The sequence below is a fragment of the Chitinophaga niastensis genome (genome assembly GCF_003014755.1).
Taxonomy (GTDB): Bacteria; Bacteroidota; Bacteroidia; order Chitinophagales; family Chitinophagaceae; genus Chitinophaga; species Chitinophaga niastensis.
The window spans coordinates 1,078,931-1,098,471 of sequence record NZ_PYAW01000001.1 but is presented as its reverse complement, the minus strand read 5'-3'; the positions used below and the strand labels follow the sequence as shown (position 1 = coordinate 1,098,471).

The following is a 19,541-nucleotide window of genomic DNA, read 5'->3' as shown; positions in this document are numbered from 1 at the left end:
AAAATTACTTAACTTTCTTGTATCCCCAATCCTGTAGCCATTTCACCACTTTATCTTTGTAGTCGCCCTGAATCAGGATTTGTCCTTCTTTTACGCTGCCGCCGGTACCACATTTTGTTTTCAACTCTTTACCCAACTTTTCAGCATCTTCATCCTTGCCGATAAATCCGGAAATAAGTGTTACCACTTTTCCTGCACGCTGTTTTTTATCCAACGTTACTTTCAGTGGTTGCTCAGCAGGGGAGAGGGTTTCTTCCGCTTCGGTATGTTCAGGTTCAAATGAAAAGTTAGGATCGGTGGAATATACGATCCCGCTACCGGGGGTATTTTTCTTTTTCGACATCTCTCTAAAAATTAAAAGGTTAATCGTTTACCACTACTTTAATCGCCTGCGCTTGTATACGCAAATGTACCACACCATTTTCGGAGAGTGGTACTGCATCCCCATCTACCTGCAGGTATTGCAACGCTTTGCTGCGAATAGTTATATCCTTACCGGTATAATGCTTCATAAAACGCGTTTTATCAATATTACCTAACAGGGAATAAATGCTGACCGGCAACAGGCTAAAAAAGCCCACTGGCGGCATGATACAAATATCAAGCTGACCATCAAACACACTTGCAGAAGGTGCCAGCTTAAATTCATATCCAAACTGGTTACCATTGGCCACTGTCAACAAAAAAGCTTTTGCTTGTAATACCTGTCCGTCTATATCGATGTTATATTCTGCCGGCTCATAGCTGTTAAAACTTTTCAGCACCAGTTTAGCATAGCCAGACAATCCACGTTTTTTAGTATGACGAAACTGTTCCGCAATTAATGCATCAAAGCCCACGCCCGCATTACTCAGAAACAAATGTTCATTAGCATAGCCTACATCAATCGGGCGTTGTTTATCCGCTACTATCAGGCGTAATGCCTTGCCTATATCCAGTGGAATTTTCAGTGCACGGGCAAGACCATTGCCGCTGCCCAAAGGCAATATGGCCATAGCAGTATTGCTACCCACCAGGCCCTGTGCTATTTCATTGATAGAGCCATCGCCACCAACTGCCACTACGGTATCTACTGCATTTTTCACTGCCTCTCTTGCCAGGTCCGCGCCGTGGCCCAGATAAGCGAGATGTGTAATGCTTACTTCAAATTTATCTGCTGGCAGATACTGCCTGATGGCATCTTCCAACCGTTTCTCACGATCCGTACCCGCTTTGCGGTTGATGATAAATAATATCTTCTTCAAAAAAACTGTTTTAAAGTATAATCGCCTTCAGGCTCAAATCCAGGCTCACCGCATGATGTATGATAGCGCCAACAGAAATATAATCTACACCTGTTTTTGCATATTCTTCTAAGTTAGCGATAGTAATACCACCAGAAGCTTCTGTTTCAAAACGTCCGTTGATCAACTGCAGTGCCACAGCAATATCGCCGGGTGCAAAGTTATCCAACATAATACGATCTATCTGACCAGTGGCCAGCACTTCTTTCACATCCTCCAGGTTACGTGTTTCCACTTCAATTTTCAGCGGCAGATTCCGTTCCTTCAGGTAAGCCACGGTGTTGGTAACAGCTGCTGTAATACCACCGGAAAAGTCGATATGATTATCTTTCAGCATCACCATATCATACAATCCCATTCTATGATTAACACCGCCACCGATACGAACTGCTTCTTTTTCCAGCATGCGGAAGTTAGGTGTAGTTTTGCGGGTATCCAGCACGCGGGTATGATAACCTTTCAGTTTTTCTACGTACTGGTGCGTTAAAGTAGCAATACCACTCATTCGCTGCATACAGTTGAGCACCAGTCTTTCTCCCATGAGCAGGGTGTGTACCGCAGCTTCTACTTCAAAAGCAGCTTCACCGGCAGTCATAGCATCTCCATCCTTTTTGAATGGTTTAAAAACAGTATACATATCGAGCCACCGGAAAATAGCTGCTGCCACTTCCATACCGGCCAGGATACCGTTTTCTTTTATCTTGAGCAGGGCTTTACCCTTTGCCGTTGGCGGTATACAAGCCATGGTGGAATGATCACCGTTTCCAATATCTTCTGCCAGTGCACTTCTGATAAACGCATTCAGCGCTGCTTCATCTAACATAAATGACTTTGTTTTTGTTTCTCCGGCAGCGTTAGGCTGTGGATATTCCGCGTAATATTTGTCAAAAATAAAAAGTGCCCCGCAATTAATTGCGGGGCACCTGGGTTTTTCAATTAATTTATGTTGGCATTATTACTTATTCTCAAATCTAAGTTCGTTCAGTACCATGGATCCTCCTTTCTTCTGTAAAAAGAAGGATAGCCTGAAAACGCCGCTGGTAGTGGTTAAATTACCAATACCAAAACGTGAAGCATCTCCTCCCTGGTGTACCAGTTCAAATGATTTCACCTGGTTTTTGGAGAAGAAATCTTTTAAAATAATTTCCGCCTGTGCTTTACTGTAAGAATTTGACTTTCCTGTTATGTTAATTTCCACGTTATTATCCAGATAACGGGATAAACCGCTTGCATCCCCTTGTTTAATAGCACTCACTACATCTTCAAACGGGCCAGCAACAGTAGATTTATTAAATGAGCTCGCCGACAGCGTAAATGCTGTAAAAATACCTCCCAACAACACCACCCCCAGCATCATCAATAGCTTATTCATTGTCAGTTTTTTTATTAAAAATGTGATTTTTTCGAACTCAAATTAAATGCGAAAACTATGCCAAACACACTGTACGTCAATAAAATCACATCATCGTGGTAGCGCTTAGCATTTAAATCATAACAGTTAGATAATATGTGTTTCATTTTAAATAATTGAGATACAAAATCTGTTATAAGATTGTCCCTGCTTTATTTTTTCCATTAAGCTTTATTTTTGCAAAATATTTAAACCCTTTATAAGTACTTTCACCCCCTGAGTGAATTAATATTAAAACTTAACCAGATAGGATATGGAAAAGAAAAGAGCCATTCTCGTAATTATGGACGGATGGGGCGAAGGTAAAGTTCCTACAGCCGATGCCATTGCACATGCCAAAACACCTTTTGTAAGCAGCTTATATAAGCAATACCCACATAGCCACCTGGTTACCTGTGGCGAAGCAGTAGGTTTGCCGGATGGGCAAATGGGCAACTCTGAAGTAGGTCACCTCAACATCGGCGCCGGCAGAATTGTATACCAGGAGCTGCAAAGAATTAATGTAGCCGCAAGAGATGGAGAACTGGCCCAAAACCAGGTACTGCTGGACACCTTCGCACATGCTAAAAACAATAATAAAGCGCTGCACCTGATTGGACTGGTAAGCGATGGTGGCGTGCATTCACATACTGAACACCTGAAGGCACTTACACAAATAGCCAAAAACCATGGCCTGGAAAAAGTATACATCCATGCCTTTACGGATGGTCGTGATACCGATCCTAAAAGTGGATTAGGCTTCCTGCAGGACCTTTCCGCTCACCTGGAAAAAACTACCGGTAAGATAGCTTCTGTAACCGGCCGTTACTACGCTATGGACCGCGACAAACGCTGGGAACGTGTAAAGCTGGCCTATGATGCCATGGTAAATGGTGTTGGCACCCCAACGCACGATCTGTTTACCGCTGTGAAAGCCTCTTACGCAGAAGGTGTAACAGACGAATTTATTAAACCCATCATCGTAGCGGACGAGCAAAACAAGGCCATAGCTACCATTCAGGAAAATGATGCGGTATTATGTTTCAACTTCCGTACAGATCGTTGTCGCGAAATATCCCAGGTGCTTACACAGGAAGCAATTCCTGACTTCGGTATGCATCCGCTGAATGTGTACTATACCACCATGACGGATTACGACCGTACTTACAAAAACGTACATGTTATTTTCGAAAACGATAATCTCAATATGACGCTGGGCGAAGTGCTCGCCAAAGATAACTGCACACAGATCCGCATAGCTGAAACTGAGAAATATCCGCACGTATCCTTCTTCTTCTCCGGTGGCCGTGAGAAAGAGTTCGACGGCGAACGCAGACTGATGGTAGCCTCTCCTAAAGTAGCTACTTATGATCTGCAACCAGAAATGAGCGCCAATGAGTTAGCAGATACAATTGTTCCTGAACTGGAAAAAAAATCAGCCGATTTCATAGTCCTTAACTTTGCCAATGCGGATATGGTGGGTCACACCGGTGTTTTTCCAGCAGTGATCAAAGCAGTAGAAACAGTAGACCATTGCGTAGAGCGTGTAGTAACTGCTGCACTGGCAAGCGATTATACTGTTTTCCTTACAGCAGATCACGGTAATGCCGATTTCATGATCAATCCGGATGGATCGCCCAATACAGCTCACTCGCTTAACCTGGTGCCATTCTTCATTATCAATAAAGATTTTAAAGGTGCGGTAAAAGATGGTAAACTGGGTGATATTGCCCCTACCATTCTGCATTTCATGGGATTACCTGTTCCTAAAGAGATGACAGGTAATCTGCTGGTGTAGGACTTTGTCTTTCTCCGGATTAGACTGATTTTGCTGATTACCTGATTTTTATTGATGATTGTAATATGATTAGCGAAGATTAAAGCGGGAATACTCACTTTAATCTTCGCTAATCTTGTTTAAATCATCTTAATCAGCAATAAAAATCAGGTAATCAGCAAAATCAGTCTAATCCGGAGAAAGACAAAATTCGCTGCTTTATTTATCCGTGCCTGTAACTTTTAGTTTCCCACCCTCGTTTAACTAGCAATACATTGAAAAATGTCAGTCCAATTGACTGATCTACATATTTTTAGTGCTCTCGACAGATTTGCTCATGCATCGATGCGCCGTTTTTACGGCGCATTTTTTATGACCCCGCATTTAAGTATTAATTTTACTGCATGAAAAAATACAGGCAAGTAACGGTGTTGTTTACCATGATTGGCTTTATGGCTTGTAACCTGGATAATAAGCAGACGAAAGCTCCCACACAAGACAAGTATGTGCAGCTTCCAGCCTATTTCAACCGGGAGCAGGCACACATCCGGGCAGGTGGTTATACCCTGGCAAAAACAGTGGTATTGAATGGCCAAAAGGATACGGCTACAATAACGGACACAGATAGCACCGCTATCCATGACTTATTGAAGCCTTTTACAGATGCCGACCTCAATAAGCCTTCTCTCCGGGATGAATATGATACCTCCAGTTTATACGATCCGTTTTCAGGAAGAAAATCAGTGATCTATAAATCAAAAGGGAAACAGACCAATCCATCAGAAATTACCATGGAGCTAGATAAGAATGGCACTATACAACAGGTTAACATCCATTCCTACACCAGCAACATGGTATATGAATTCCGGCAGGATCTTTTTTATCAGCACGATAAAAACGTTCGGATGACTACCTATCAGAAGATTGCTTTTCTGGCACCGAAAGAGCTGGAAATAAATGTAATGATGGCACCTAAAAACGGGATGTAAACATGACAGCAGCGGAGTTTCAACAAATATCACATACTATACCTGCCGATGCGGGTATCTACAAATATTACGATGAAGGCGGCACCCTGCTATATGTAGGGAAGGCTAAGAGTTTGCGCAAACGGGTGAGTTCTTATTTTGTAAAAAATCACGACAATTACAAAACGAGAAAACTCGTTGAGCATATTCATCATATTGAATTTACCATCGTAGATTCAGAACAGGACGCATTCCTGCTGGAAAATTCGCTGATCAAGCAATTCCGGCCCAAGTATAATATCAATTTGAAGGATGATAAAACATATCCCTTCATTGTTATTAAACACGAACCTTTTCCCCGTGTATTTTTCACCCGCAATGTAATTAAAGATGGGTCAGATTATCTTGGCCCATTTACATCTGTAGGCAGGGTCAGAGAAATACTGGACGTGATTAAGTACAATATTCCCTTACGCACCTGCAATCTCAGTTTAACGGAGCAGAATATACGAAAAGGGAAATTTAAGGTATGCCTTGAATACCACTTAGGCAATTGTAAAGGTCCCTGCGAAGGCTTACAAACGCTGGAAGATTATCGGGAAGGACTACAGCAGGTGAAAAACGTGTTAAAAGGCAACCTCACACCTGTAGTAAATCTCTTTAAGGAACAAATGCAGGATCATGTTGCGAAGATGGAATTTGAGAAGGCAGAAATCATGCGTAAAAAGATAGAAAGCCTGGAAACCTACTCTGCCAAATCAACGATCGTTAATAACCGTATGGGTAATGTGGATGTATTTTCCATTATCAGCGAAGGCAATCATGCTTATGTAAACTATCTCCGTATTTTAAACGGCACTATCGCAGATACCAAAACAGTAACGCTGGAAAAGCAGCTGGAAGAAAGTGACGAAGAAGTATTGGCCTATGCCATTGCCTATCTCCGGGAGGTATTCAAAAGCATAACCACTGAAATCGTAGTACCGTTACCGTTAGTATATCCGGAAAGCAGTGTTACCGTAACTGTTCCCAAAGGTGGTGATAAAAAGAAACTATTGGAATTGTCGGAGAAGAATGTGAATTATTTTAAGGAAGAATTATACCGCAAAAAAATACTCCATCTGGAAGGCAAAACCGATATGGAACGGAAACAGGTATTGTACCAGTTACAGGCCGATCTTGAATTACCAGTGCTGCCGGAACACATTGAATGTTTCGATAACTCCAACTTCCAGGGAAGCTATCCTGTTGCCGCTTGTGTGGTGTTTAAAGACGGGGTTGCATCTAAAAAGGATTACCGGCATTTTAATATCAAAACAGTAGAAGGTATTAATGACTTTGCTTCTATGAAAGAGGTGGTAGGACGCCGTTATAGCCGTTTGCTGGCAGAACAGGAGCCCTTGCCACAACTGGTGATCATTGATGGTGGTAAAGGTCAGCTGGGATCTGCGATGGAAAGCATCCGTGAACTGGGATTGATAGGTAGTATGACCGTTGTAGGGTTAGCTAAAAATGAGGAAGAAATATTTTTTCCCGGTGATTCTCAAAGTATAAAATTGCCGTACAATAGTGAGAGCCTGAAACTGATACGCCGGGTCCGTGATGAGGTACACCGCTTTGGTATTACTTTTCATCGGCAGAAGCGTAGTAAGGGAACTTTCAAAAATGAACTGGAAGGCATCAAGGGTATCGGCGAGAACACAGCTACGCAGCTGTTGAAAACATTTCGTTCTGTAGCAAAAATAAAGTTGTTGTCGCAGGAAGAGCTCACGAATGAAGTAGGTGTTGCCAAGGCCAAACTGGTTTGGGAGCACTTTCATAACGGATAAGACTATACGTAAATAAGATAATAAAAAACGAAAGGCAATCAGCGTAACTGATTGCCTTTCGTGTATTGATATCAAATCATTATTAGATTAGTACTGCCAGAGGTCCTGCTCTTTATTAAAGATGCGGTCTTTGATGGCTTGTCCTTCGAGCAAACGCATGGTACCGTCTTTAATGTAGTCCTTGATCTCACGGTTGTAGGTATTGTTTTCCTTCACTATGTAACTACCGAAGAAGCGCATTTCAAAAAGATCTTCCCAGCTGATGGTAGATGCATCGTTATTCTGGTTATACACATCGTGTTTGGCCAAAATAGCGCGTGTATCAGGATAATACACCCAGAATAAAGGGATGGAAGCACGAATGGTACCATCTTCATTTATACGGGATACCATAGGCGCAATACCGAGTATACGAACTTTGAGGGCAGAAGCTTCTTTGTCGAACACCCATACTTCTTTGATCTTATACTGTTTGATAGTACGCGCATCAAAGTCATCGCGGGTGGTCACCATTTTTTCTTCGCCTGTTACCGGATCTATACTACGTACTGTCCTTTCTTCACCGCTGATCCTGGTCTGGATTTCGGAGTAGGGCATTACAGTGGTAAAACGGTCATCGATAGGGTTGAAGGCCTCTATCTCTTTATTCTTGATTGCATCCAGCAGAATATTGATGAACAGTTGATTGGTACCAGTCTCATCTTCCACGTTATACTGGAAGGGGAGATTGATTTTTTCCCTGATGTCTATCACCTGCCAAACACGTTTTTCCCAGAACCTGTCATCCTCACGGATGTAATCGTAGGTAATAGGTGTACGTTCTCTCGCCAGGTTTCTTTCCACCACTCCGTCTATACGCAATGATTTACGTGGTGTATCCACCACCGGGCCGGTAATACCGTCCGGGCGTTGAGAAGTAGGCGGAGCAGGCGCAGTAGGGGGAGGCGTAACAGCATTCCCTGTTGCAGGGTTTACTAAAGACGCATCCTGTGTAGCAGCTGGTGTTGCAGTTTTGCGGCGGGTTGTACCTCCGCGACGTTGCGCATCGGCAGCAGTTGCCAGCATCACCAGTAACAGTGTGCACCATCCAATTCTGTTAAATATTACTGCTCGCATAATTCAGTAATTAATTGACCGTTAGTTTAATTTATATATAGTACTCGGCATCGGACGAACAATACCATCCGGGCCTTTCACTTTCACGTTTTCAAAGTATACTTCATCACCCGGACGCAGGGAGCGGATAGATGCAGCAACATTGCCAGGGAAATAAGCAGAGGTAGCATCACCTTCCTGGTATTCCTTGCCTTTAGCAGAGATACCAACACGGTAGCCAATCACTTCATATTTCACACCTTCAAATTCGAAATCTTCCAGGTCCGCACGTAAACCACCTTGTACTTTAAAGTCAGCAGCTTTCATGCTTCCGCCTTTATTAGCACCTACTTTCAGTACCGGATCAGGAACTCTTTTTACACGGAATTCTTTCTGACCGAGGGATTTTGTTTTGCCATCCACGGTAGCCACTACATTAATAACGGCTTTACCTGGCTGACTAACAGTTACGAGATATTCTCCTGAACCGCGTTTGGTCATATTACCACCGCTGATAGAAGCGGATACCTGTTCAGCCGGTACACCAGCAGCAGAAATCGAAATCGGGTTCTGCAAACCGATATACAGCACATTCATTTTATCTGCAGAGATAGAGGTGGTTGAAGCACCTACATTATAGGTCTCTGTAAAATTTTTTACGATAGGATCGCCACCAGTTGGGCTAGGGAATGTAATAGTACCGGTAAGTGTTTTCTCTCCAATGCCAGATACGGGGATTGAATAGGTACCCATACCTTTATCCACTTCAAGTGCTTTTCCATTCACCATGATAACAGGATTAACCGTTGTGCTGTAAGCGCCCATGGCGATGTTAGCAGTTAAGGTTTGACCTTCCATCAGGTTTTTGGAATTCAAGGAAATAAAAGGAGCTATTTGGTCAAATTTGATGGATTTAGCATCAATCTGACGGAACAGATCATCAATAATAGCAGACTCAGAATTTTTGATATCATTCTGGAATTTACCCAGGATGGTTACAGCTGCTACAGTAGGAACCATGTTGAAATGATAGGTAGTCCAGGTTTTAGGACCGCCACCATGTTCATCATTTGATTTACCTACTTCTATTTTCAAGGGTAAGGTTTTCTCGAACTGCGCTTTTCTGGCGGGTTCCACAAAAGTCAGGAGCTGCTCGCGCAGTTGTCCCAGTTTTGCTTCCAGTTCAGGACCTTTTTTCATATTCTCCATTACGCGGGTAGGCGCATCCAGTCCAGCTTTGTCTTTAATTTCACCATGTTCATCCTTACCACCACTTTCATTAATGATGGTTTCTTTTAAGGATTCAATATAGTCAAACATGCTGGTAGACAATTTTTTCACCTGGTCAGCCTTTGCTTTGAGGGGTGCTACTTTAGCAGCATTTTCCTTCATTTGTGCTTCAAACTGACTGTAGATAAAATTGTTCTTATCAGTCAAGGATTTATTGGAGGTATTGATTGAATTATTAACGATACTAAATGCGTTCAATATTTCAGCAGAGACGTTCAACGCGAGCATGGCCGTCAAGACCAGGTACATGATGTTGATCATCTTCTGCCTAGGATCTTTAGGTAGTGCCATAGTTTGTTTTCAGATTTAATTGATGTTTGTTAATTCAGAAACTATTAGCAGTACTTTATCTTGTTCCATGCATAGCACTCAGCATATTACCATAAATCGAGTTCAGGTTGCTGAGGTTTTTAGCAAGCAAGGAAATTTGTTCCTGTGTTTTCTTAGCGTCTTCAATGCTGCCACTCATAGCGGAAGAAGCATTCTGCAGGTTGCTGTAGAATGAATTCATTGCTTTCAGGTGGTTGTTAGTGTCCTGGAGTTCCAGTTCATAAATAGCATTCAGAGAAGCCAGGTTTTTGGTCATACCCTGCATTTGCACATGGAAATCTTTAGTAGATTCTGAAGCACTGTTGAAAGAAGAAACAGCAGCAGCAGCAGTGGTGTAAGCGTTAGCTACATTACCAATAGCGCTGGCAGCTTCTCTTGTTTTCTGTGTATAATCACCGGTTGCAGCCACTACATCGCTGATATCTCTCATTTTATCTACTGTAGTGCCTAATTTCTGGAAGTTTTCGCTCAGGCGCTGCAAATTAGCAGGCGTGATATCTGCTTCCTGGAGCATTTTATCCAGGCCAGCTACAGCTGGACTACCGGCAACTGCTACCACTTGTCCTTCAGGATGTGCACTGGAATCAGGTACAAAAGCGTATACAAAAAAGATGAGCGCTTCAGTGCTCAAACCTAAGATCAAAGCAATGTCAGCTCCCCGCCAGTGTTGCAGTTTAAATAACGCTCCAATAATTACAACGGAAGCCGCAATACATACGAAAAAGTTCAGCCATTTAGCTTTGTTAGGATTCATAGCCATAGGTTAAAATTTAATCTGGTTAAAGTGTTTAAAGTTAAAGTCTGTATGGAATAGTTAATACTCACGGATTTGCTTATAATAGTGTACATAATATAAATGGTTCTTCTGGTTATATTAATACCGGCTATTATTGATTCATCTGTCTATTTGTGTTTTGATCTTCTGCTCAGGGCTATTGTACATCTGAAACCTACATACGATTTAGAACTATCCTGATATTCATAAGTTCTTGTACCTGTTTGCAGGAAATATCCCACATCCTTCCATGAACCACCTCTGATAGCTTTACGCTTCATTTTCAATGGCGCATCATCCGGTACATCCATTCTTAAATATGGGTTCATATCTGAAGTAAAAGAATAGGCATTTTCATAGAAGATATCTGCGGTCCACTCAGCTACGTTTCCTGCCATGTTATACAAGCCGTAATCGTTAGGCCAGTAAGCATCAGCACGTACCGTGTAGAAGCCACCATCTTCCGGATAGTTACCACGACCAGGTTTGAAGTTGGCCAGCAAACATCCTTTTTTGTTACGGATATAATAACCGCCCCAAGGATAAGGTGTTTGTTCTCTTCCGCCACGGGCAGCGTATTCCCACTGTGCTTCAGAAGGCAGCTGGAATTTATCTTCCGTAAACAGTTTTTTACTGGTGCGGTAGTCTTCCCAGAACTTACTTCTCCATTCGCAGAAAGCGGTTGCCTGGTGCCAATTTACACCTACTACAGGGTAGTTATCAAATGCCGGGTGCCAGAAGTACATACGTGTCATCGGCTCATTATAGGCATAAGAGAAATCCCTGATCCAGCACAAAGTATCCGGATAAATAGGAACGTCTTTTTTAACGATGAAAGTAGAACGCGGTTTACCGAAATTTTCTCTCAGTTTAGCCTTATCCCAGTTAAAAGTTTCCTGGTGGTAGATCAGTTTACCTACGTCAATATCTTTACGGCCATACAACCTGTCTGCTTCGGAATACACCATCGCATCCAGCTTCTCTACAGTACCTTTGTCTTTCCAGTTAATCTTCTGTTTCCAGTCGATAACATCATGACCGTCATACTGTTTTACGTGCCCCAGCAAAATGTGCGCGATGGAGTCTTGCACCCACTGTACAAACTGGCGGTATTCGTTATTCGTTATTTCTGTGGCATCCATATAGAAGCCAGAAATAGAAATAGCCTTGTTACGCGCTGTGTATGCATAGTTTACATCCTCATCACTGGGACCCATGTGAAAAGTTCCGGCAGGTACGTATACCATTCCGTAGGGTACAGGGGGGGTGTACTTAGGCCTTGGGCTTACGCCAATCAATTGCCCTTGTGCATTTTTGGGGGTTTTACTACCACCACAGCTGGCCATCAGGGAAACCAGCAAAACTGCCAACAGACCGTTTAAATAGTTAAGCTTCATAAGGGTAGCTTTCATCAGAATATGTTTTTCTATTAACCAGCCTGGTGTGATTTGCCTGCATATAAGGGAACACATTTCTCATATTTTCACCCGCTTTTGTTGATATGAAAGATAGCAAATGTAATAATTAATTTTAATCCGTAGTGACTTTTTATCCAACTTTTTCAATTCCACTTACGACCGTTACGTAACTAATTTAAACGCAGTTTTTAACATTTTATTATATAACAGTAACAACATTTATTGAATCGCAATCTGCCCTTATAACGGGCAAGTTACATAATTATTATATTAAATTAATTATTTCTTTTATATAATGGACAGGCTTAATACAATGATAATCTTTGCATAAGTACACAAATGTGTCATTTTCATGCGCCCTTTCTGTTAACAAAGGAATTGCCGGAACATTTTTTTCTGCTCCTACCAAAATCCTGTACGGAAGGAACCAATTTCCTGCTTCGTTCATCTTCTCTTTAAAATCTTTCCCTACAATGGCCAATTCAGGTGTTCCTTTTACAAACTGTAACAACTGGCTCGCCCACACGCCGAAAGAAGTGGGATAACGTACAACCGTTTGTGAGAGACTGGATGTGGCTCCTACAGACTTGTTTGCCCATTCTTTATTATCGAAAACAACAGAGAGGTACCAAAGGTTCTGTATCATGATGGCATTCCCACTGGGAACTGCCCCGTCATAAATTTCCTTCTTCCGTACAATCACATCATCCTGTCCTTCAATTGTATAATAAAAGAAGAGGCCACTCTCATCGCTGAAATGTTCATTCACAAAAGCAGTGATATCGCGGGCTTTGTATAAATAAGTGGTATCGCCGGTGATTTCCTGCAAGGCAATCAATGCACGAATGAGGCAGGCATAATCATCCAGGAATGCAGGATATTTAGCCTGATCGTTTTTCCAGGTATGATAAAATGCTTGCCCATCGTCACTTTGACGAAAATTAGCCAAACAAAAATCCATATTACGGATCGCCATCTGCCTGTATGCTTCTATTCCCAGGGCAGCAAAAGCTTTGCAGCAGGCGTGCACCATCAGTGCATTCCAGCCCAGTAAAATTTTATCATCCAATCCGGGACGAATCCTGTTACCTCTTACTGCCAGCAGCTTTTCGCGGCAGCCCTGCAACATGGCTTCCAGCACAGCAGGGTCATAGCCTTTTTCTGCCGCAAACTGCAACAGTGGTTGTTGTACCCATAAAATATTTTGTTCTTCCCAGTTCCCATGTTCACTCACATCATAATATTCACAAAAAGGTTTCGCCTGTTCTCCCAGTATATGATGTATTTCTGCTTTGCTCCAGGTATAAAATTTCCCTTCCACACCTTCGGAATCCGCATCCAGCGCTGCATAGAAGCCGCCTTCCGGAGAAGTCATTTCACGTGTAATAAAACCCAGTGTATCCTTCACCGTTTGCGCGTATATTTCATTGCGGGTCAATTGATAAGCATCGCACAATACATCAATCAAAAGTGCATTATCATACAACATCTTCTCAAAGTGCGGTGCCAGCCACTTTTCATCTGTGGAATACCGCGCAAAACCACCACCCAGCTGATCATAAAGTCCTCCCTGCAGCATCTTATCCAATGACAGTAATGCCTGCTGTAAAGCTTCGGGATGTTTATATGCATGATGATACCGCAGCAAATACGCGATGGTAAAGGTTTGCGGGAATTTGGGAGCCCGGCCAAAACCACCCCACTGTGTATCTGCCTGTTTCAGGATATTCTCACACATGGTATCACACTGGGTACTGGTAAACAGCTCCTCCCGTGGAATATTCAGATCCACACCGGTTTGTACGCCAAACTGACTCGACTGACTTATATGTTGTACAAGATTATCTGCCTGTGTTTCTATCTCTTCCCGCTTTTTATGAAAGGCATCTGAAAGCGACAGTAATACATCTTTCCAGGAAGGACGATTGTATGCCTTTACAGGCGGGAAATAAGTGCCGCCGTAAAAAGGCTTTTTATCCGGTGTCAGAAAAACGTTCAGCGGCCAGCCGCCAGCACCGGTCATAGCCTGCACCGCATCCATATAAATATGATCCAGATCTGGTCTTTCTTCTCTGTCTATCTTAATGTTAATGAAGTGTTCATTCATGATAGCTGCAGTAGCCTCATTCTCAAAACTCTCTCTTTCCATTACATGACACCAGTGACAGGCAGCATAGCCAATGCTCACCAATATAGGCTTATCTTCCTGCAAAGCCCTCTGTAAGGCCTCTTCTCCCCAGGGATACCAGTTCACAGGATTATGCGCATGCTGCAACAAATAAGGACTTGTTTCACTGATAAGCTTGTTCATGGACTCCGCTTTGCGATCAATTGATTGATAAAATATTCCTTTACAAAGAAATTTATTTTTCAGGATTATTCAGAATTATTTTTCTGTAGCCGGTAAATAAAAAAAACAGGGATAGCATAATGCTATCCCTGCTAAAATATTATTTGCAATAAATTGCTTACTTCTTGATTAATGTGGTGAGGTATAGTTCCAGCGCAGCCGCCATAGACGGGGCTTGTGGGAGTGGTGCTTTAACATCCAGTCTTAAACCCGCTTCTTCTACCGCAGCTGAAGTGGTTGGTCCGAATGCACCAATATGCGTACCATTTTGTTCAAACCCAGGCATATTCTCAAATAATGACCTTACTCCTGAGGGACTGAAAAATACGATCATATCGTAGGAGGTAGCAGCCAATACTTCTTTTACATCCGTTGAAACCGTTTTGTAAAGGGTAGCGGTTGCATATTCACACTTATTGGCTTTCAACCACTCTTCGATGTCTTTTTTCTGACTGTCAGAGCTCGGAAACAGGAATTTTTCGTTATCCCGGTGCTTATTCATTACCTCCAGTACCCCTTTGGTAGAGCCGTCGGCCCCATAGAATACCTTCCGTTTACGATAAAGAATAAACTTCTGCAGATACAATGCTACTGCTTCTGTAATACAAAAGTACTTGCAATCCTGCGACACTTTAACCTTCATTTCCTCACAGATACGAAAAAAGTGATCTACCGAATTACGACTGGTAAAAATTACCGCCGTAAAATTGAGGATGTCAATTTTTTGTTTTCTGAACTCCTTTGCTGGCAAACCTTCCACCCTTATGAACGGACAAAAATCCAACTTTATATTGAACTTTTTGGCCAGATCAAAGTAAGGTGACTTTTCTGTTTCAGGCTTCGGTTGAGAAATTAGGATTGACTGAATTTGTTTACCTTGCAAATCTTTTTTTGGCCCGCCTTTTATCATACGTTTTATGCTCAAGTGTTAACAATAGGCGATAATCAGGGATTACCAGTTAACCAGATATCCTAGTAACACCTTCATTAATATTAATACAGGCGCTACTTCGAATGTGCAAAGGTAAAGAAAAAAATGCAATTTACTGAAAGATAGGTACTGCCTAACCAGGGAATAAGATCTAATGTACCTGTATATAATGAGTAATACAATAAAAAACAGCGATATATATAGGAAAGTACGGGCTATTTCTGGTGTACAGAAGGCCATTATCACCAAAAATGGCACCAGCAATACCCCCAACACCTTATTTATCAGGTATAAAATGAAAATATAAGCATCTGCCAGCTCGGTATTGCCAAATAACCAACCGCAAAATCGTAGCATGGTATACTTAATTCCATATACCAGCATTACTAAAAGAATCAATCCTGGAATCAGCAACCATGGCTCCGCATCGGGAAATACCTGTTGACGGTACAATACCAGGTACAGGTACAAACCAAGCACAATAGAAAAAAATATGTTCAGCAACATATTCGGGAAAGGAGCCTGCGACAACTGATCTTTCAGCTGACGCTGACTCAGTGTTGGATTGAGGAACGCACGGAAAAGATCTGAAAAATACTTCGTATAAGCCATGCGGACAATACTCAATACCAGCAACACACCGCTTATTACGTAAATAAGCCAGTCCATATTGCGAAGAGGACGCACCGGGTTAGTATCGTTAAACCTGGGTTTGCCGGGCTTTAGAAAAACATTCTCCTGTTCTATCTTTTTCATATACAGATCATAGGCAGAAACAGGCTTCACCTTAGGAACGGCCGCCACTGCTATACTATCTGTTTTATGATGCGTTGTATCAGACACCGGCATAGCCGCTGTTTTCACAGTATCTTTTTTTGGACGGACCACGGCACGTTTGATGACTCCCGTAGAATCTCTTTTTACCGGAGCTACCCGCACTTTAGGATGCAGGGAATCAGATACCGTATGGGTAACCACAGCCTTCTTCTTTACCACAGGCGCCTTTACAGCAGTGGTATCTGTTGTTTGTGCCAGTATTGGCAAATAACTGAAGATGAATAGAAACAATAACCAGTTTCGCACCAGGAAAATATTTTTCAATGACTTTATAATCGGTTTTTCATTAATAACGTTCCCGGAACACACGCGGTAAACGGAGGCAATTAACACCGTCCTGTTCACATAACAAAACTGAAACGTAATTTTGATGTTTGCAAAGATATTAAAATAGTCCGTAGTTGACCGGTAAACGACAATAGCGGACCACTATAAAACGCACATGTCCGGAATTTATTTACATATTCCTTTTTGTAAACAGGCCTGTTACTACTGCAACTTCCACTTTTCCACTTCCCTCACACAGCAGGGAGCGATGGTGAAAAGTTTGCTGCAGGAAATCACCCTGCAAAAAGATTACCTGGCTGCAGAGCCGGTGCACACCATTTATTTTGGCGGTGGCACCCCCAGTTTGCTTCAGGTAGATGAACTCACTGCGTTGCTGGAGCACTTACGCGCTACCTTCACAGTAGCTCCCAATGCGGAAATAACGCTGGAGGCCAATCCGGACGACCTCACCATAGAGAAACTTGCACAATTAAAAGCAGCTGGCATCAACCGGTTGAGCATCGGTGTACAGTCATTTCATGAGGAAGATCTTACCTGGATGAACCGCGCACACAACAGTCAGCAAGCATTGGAATGTATCCGGCAGGCACAGGAGCTGGGATTTCACAACATTACCATTGACCTTATTTACGGCGGCCCTACGTTAACTGACGAAGGTTGGGAGCAAAACGTAAAACAAGCGATTGCGCTGGGTGTTCCGCACCTCTCATGTTATGCATTAACAGTAGAACCAGGAACTGCACTGGATCATTTTATTAAGAAAAAGAAAATGGCGCCTACAGATGCCGATAAAGCTGCCCGCCATTTTGAGATGCTGATGCAATGGCTGGAAGATGCAGGATATGAGCACTATGAAATATCTAATTTTGCTTTGCCCGGATGGCATTCCCAGCATAACAGCAGTTACTGGCAAGGCCGGTCTTACCTGGGATTGGGGCCGTCAGCACATTCTTTTAACGGAGTTTCCCGGCAATGGAATATTGCCAATAATGCACAGTACATCAAAAGTATTACAGCTGGTGAAGTGCCGTTTGAAATAGAATCACTTACTACCACCATGCGCTTTAACGAATATGTGATGACCTCCCTGCGTACTGCTGCAGGATGCAACCTGGAGTGGGTAGCAGAAAAATTTGGTGCAGATCAGAGCCGGCACTTAATTGAAAATAGTCAGTCTTTTATTGCCAATGGCCGGATGGAGCAGATAGGGGAAACATTAAGGCTTACAAAAGCAGGAAGATTATTTGCAGACGGTATTGCAGCGGACTTATTTATCTAAAGAATTGCGAATTACGAATTACGGATATAAGCGAAGAATCGCTCTAAGCCTTAATTCGTAATTCGCAATTCTTTAATATTACCAGCCGAGGATATACGCAAATATCAGCGGAGCCACAATAGTAGCATCTGATTCTACGATAAACTTAGGCGTGTGGATATCCAGTTTGCCCCAGGTAATTTTTTCATTCGGCACTGCACCGGAGTAAGAACCGTAGGAGGTAGTAGAATCTGATATCTGGCAGAAATAGCTCCAGAAAGGAACATCTGTCCACTCCAGATCCTGGTACATCATCGGTACTACGCAGATCGGGAAGTCACCGGCAATACCACCACCAATCTGGAAGAAGCCAACGCCTTTACCAGCGGAGTTATTACGGTACCATTCAGACAGGTAGATCATGTACTCGATACCACTTTTCATGGTAGATGTTTTCAGATCTCCCTTGATGCAGTAAGAAGCAAAGATGTTGCCCATGGTGCTGTCTTCCCATCCTGGAACGATGATAGGAATATTCCTTTCAGCAGCAGCAATCATCCAGCTGTTTTTAGGATCAATTTCGTAATGCTCTTTCATTACACCACTCAGGAGCAGCTTATACATGTATTCATGCGGAAAATAGCGTTCACCGCTTGCTTCTGCATCTTTCCATATTTTGTAAATATGTTTCTGGATACGACGAAAAGCTTCTTCTTCCGGAATACAGGTATCTGTAACGCGGTTAAAACCTTGCTCCAGGAGATCCCATTCTTCCTGCGGACTCAGATCGCGGTAGTTAGGTACTCTCTTATAGTGAGTATGTGCTACCAGGTTCATGATATCTTCTTCCAGGTTTGCACCAGTGCAGGAAATGATATCTACTTTACCCTGACGGATCATTTCCGCGAAGGAAATGCCCAGTTCAGCCGTACTCATCGCACCGGCCAATGTCACCATCATTTTACCGCCTTCCAGCAAATGTGTTTCATATCCTTTGGCAGCATCCACCAATGCAGCTGCATTAAAGTGGCGGTAATGGTGCTGGATAAATTGAGAAACGGGTCCCTTGTTCATGTCATTTAATCATTTATACATTAACAGTCTGGCTAATAAAGCCTTAACAGGGGGCAAAGTTAAGATAATTTTTTGTGGGGAGCGGGACGTGGAGAATAAAACAAAAGGCCCATGGTAGTATCCATGAGCCCTGTATTTCTAACACTACTAAGACTAAGCTTTTTTCAAATGGCTGTATGTTGACATGTTACCGGAACGTTCTGCTTTTACCGTTGTCCAGGTATTTTCATTTTCAAGTGTTATAAAATACACGGTGTTATCACCTGCGGTGTATTCTACTACACAGTAGACACTGTTACCAGGATACTTTTTAGTCAGCTTGCTGCTTACGTTCAAAGGCAGCTGATCTACCTGCAGGTAGCGGGAAGTAGCCAGTAATGTACCGTCATCATTGAAGAAGGCTGTTACTTTACTGTTACTCATAGTAAACTTGGCAGTGAATGTTTTATTATCATCCGTATACCATTTTACTTCTTTAGCACCTGCAAAAGATTCGTCGAAGGTGTTTTTTATTCTGTTGTTAACAGAGGTTTCATATGCGCTGGCAAAAAGCACGTTTGCGCTCAGCAATAAAGCTGCACTCATTAAAAGGATAAGTTTTTTCATGGCGGAAAAAATTTATTGTGATTGTGATTTTTTTTGTTTCGA

At 42.5% G+C, this 19,541-nt stretch carries 17 protein-coding genes; 4 read left to right on the top strand and 13 right to left on the bottom strand.

Annotated features, from left to right (window positions below; translation table 11 throughout):
- Window positions 1-4 precede the first annotated feature (4 nt).
- The 4 genes from CLV51_RS04660 to CLV51_RS04645 all read right to left on the bottom strand — a co-directional run bounded on the left by CLV51_RS04660 (window position 5) and on the right by CLV51_RS04645 (window position 2,655).
- Complete coding sequence (locus tag CLV51_RS04660; protein ID WP_106526833.1) at window positions 5-343, bottom strand: translation initiation factor; 339 nt, start codon at window positions 341-343, stop codon at window positions 5-7.
- Between the two features lie 19 nt (window positions 344-362).
- Entirely contained in the window at window positions 363-1,244 is an 882-nt protein-coding gene (locus CLV51_RS04655; RefSeq protein WP_106526832.1) for a diacylglycerol/lipid kinase family protein, read from the bottom strand.
- Window positions 1,245-1,254: 10 nt separating this feature from the next.
- On the bottom strand, window positions 1,255-2,106 hold the full coding sequence (gene nadC / locus CLV51_RS04650; RefSeq protein WP_106526831.1) for a carboxylating nicotinate-nucleotide diphosphorylase: 852 nt from the start codon (window positions 2,104-2,106) through the stop codon (window positions 1,255-1,257).
- Between the two features lie 132 nt (window positions 2,107-2,238).
- A complete protein-coding gene (locus CLV51_RS04645; protein ID WP_106526830.1) occupies window positions 2,239-2,655 on the bottom strand; it encodes a DUF4783 domain-containing protein in 417 nt (138 codons plus the stop codon).
- Between the two features lie 292 nt (window positions 2,656-2,947).
- Here CLV51_RS04645 and gpmI point away from each other — a divergent pair, with 292 nt between their 5' ends.
- The 3 genes from gpmI (at window position 2,948) to uvrC (ending at window position 7,247) form a co-directional block, all read left to right on the top strand.
- Entirely contained in the window at window positions 2,948-4,471 is a 1,524-nt protein-coding gene (gpmI, locus tag CLV51_RS04640) for a 2,3-bisphosphoglycerate-independent phosphoglycerate mutase (protein ID WP_106526829.1), read from the top strand.
- Between the two features lie 383 nt (window positions 4,472-4,854).
- On the top strand, window positions 4,855-5,439 hold the full coding sequence (locus tag CLV51_RS04635; protein ID WP_106526828.1) for a hypothetical protein: 585 nt from the start codon (window positions 4,855-4,857) through the stop codon (window positions 5,437-5,439).
- A gap of 2 nt (window positions 5,440-5,441) precedes the next feature.
- The gene (gene uvrC / locus CLV51_RS04630; protein WP_106526827.1) at window positions 5,442-7,247 is read left to right on the top strand and encodes an excinuclease ABC subunit UvrC; all 1,806 of its coding nucleotides are present in this window, start codon (window positions 5,442-5,444) and stop codon (window positions 7,245-7,247) included.
- An 87-nt stretch (window positions 7,248-7,334) separates the two neighbouring features.
- Here uvrC and porN read toward each other — a convergent pair whose 3' ends face one another.
- The 7 genes from porN to CLV51_RS04595 all read right to left on the bottom strand — a co-directional run bounded on the left by porN (window position 7,335) and on the right by CLV51_RS04595 (window position 16,537).
- Window positions 7,335-8,363, bottom strand: a complete 1,029-nt coding sequence (gene porN / locus CLV51_RS04625; RefSeq protein WP_106526826.1) for a type IX secretion system ring subunit PorN/GldN — start codon at window positions 8,361-8,363, stop codon at window positions 7,335-7,337.
- Between the two features lie 21 nt (window positions 8,364-8,384).
- Window positions 8,385-9,923 carry a type IX secretion system motor protein PorM/GldM gene (gene porM / locus CLV51_RS04620; RefSeq protein ID WP_106526825.1) on the bottom strand — a complete coding sequence of 513 codons (1,539 nt, stop codon included), beginning with the start codon at window positions 9,921-9,923 and terminating at the stop codon, window positions 8,385-8,387.
- Window positions 9,924-9,978: 55 nt separating this feature from the next.
- Complete coding sequence (porL, locus tag CLV51_RS04615) at window positions 9,979-10,716, bottom strand: type IX secretion system motor protein PorL/GldL (RefSeq protein ID WP_245898617.1); 738 nt, start codon at window positions 10,714-10,716, stop codon at window positions 9,979-9,981.
- A 149-nt stretch (window positions 10,717-10,865) separates the two neighbouring features.
- Entirely contained in the window at window positions 10,866-12,149 is a 1,284-nt protein-coding gene (gene porK / locus CLV51_RS04610) for a T9SS ring complex lipoprotein PorK/GldK (RefSeq protein ID WP_245898616.1), read from the bottom strand.
- Window positions 12,150-12,420: 271 nt separating this feature from the next.
- The gene (locus tag CLV51_RS04605) at window positions 12,421-14,466 is read right to left on the bottom strand and encodes a thioredoxin domain-containing protein (RefSeq protein ID WP_106526823.1); all 2,046 of its coding nucleotides are present in this window, start codon (window positions 14,464-14,466) and stop codon (window positions 12,421-12,423) included.
- A 157-nt stretch (window positions 14,467-14,623) separates the two neighbouring features.
- Entirely contained in the window at window positions 14,624-15,415 is a 792-nt protein-coding gene (locus CLV51_RS04600; protein WP_106526822.1) for a uroporphyrinogen-III synthase, read from the bottom strand.
- A 42-nt stretch (window positions 15,416-15,457) separates the two neighbouring features.
- Entirely contained in the window at window positions 15,458-16,537 is a 1,080-nt protein-coding gene (locus CLV51_RS04595; RefSeq protein WP_106526821.1) for a DUF4271 domain-containing protein, read from the bottom strand.
- A gap of 178 nt (window positions 16,538-16,715) precedes the next feature.
- Between CLV51_RS04595 and hemW the strand changes: the two genes are divergently transcribed.
- Window positions 16,716-17,840, top strand: coding sequence for a radical SAM family heme chaperone HemW (hemW, locus tag CLV51_RS04590; RefSeq protein WP_106526820.1), 1,125 nt, complete (start codon window positions 16,716-16,718; stop codon window positions 17,838-17,840).
- 78 nt (window positions 17,841-17,918) lie between these two features.
- Here hemW and CLV51_RS04585 read toward each other — a convergent pair whose 3' ends face one another.
- Window positions 17,919-18,893 (bottom strand): deoxyhypusine synthase family protein, encoded by a 975-nt coding sequence (locus CLV51_RS04585; RefSeq protein ID WP_106526819.1) that lies wholly within the window; start codon window positions 18,891-18,893, stop codon window positions 17,919-17,921.
- 153 nt (window positions 18,894-19,046) lie between these two features.
- On the bottom strand, window positions 19,047-19,499 hold the full coding sequence (locus CLV51_RS04580; RefSeq protein ID WP_106526818.1) for a hypothetical protein: 453 nt from the start codon (window positions 19,497-19,499) through the stop codon (window positions 19,047-19,049).
- Window positions 19,500-19,541: the final 42 nt, after the last annotated feature.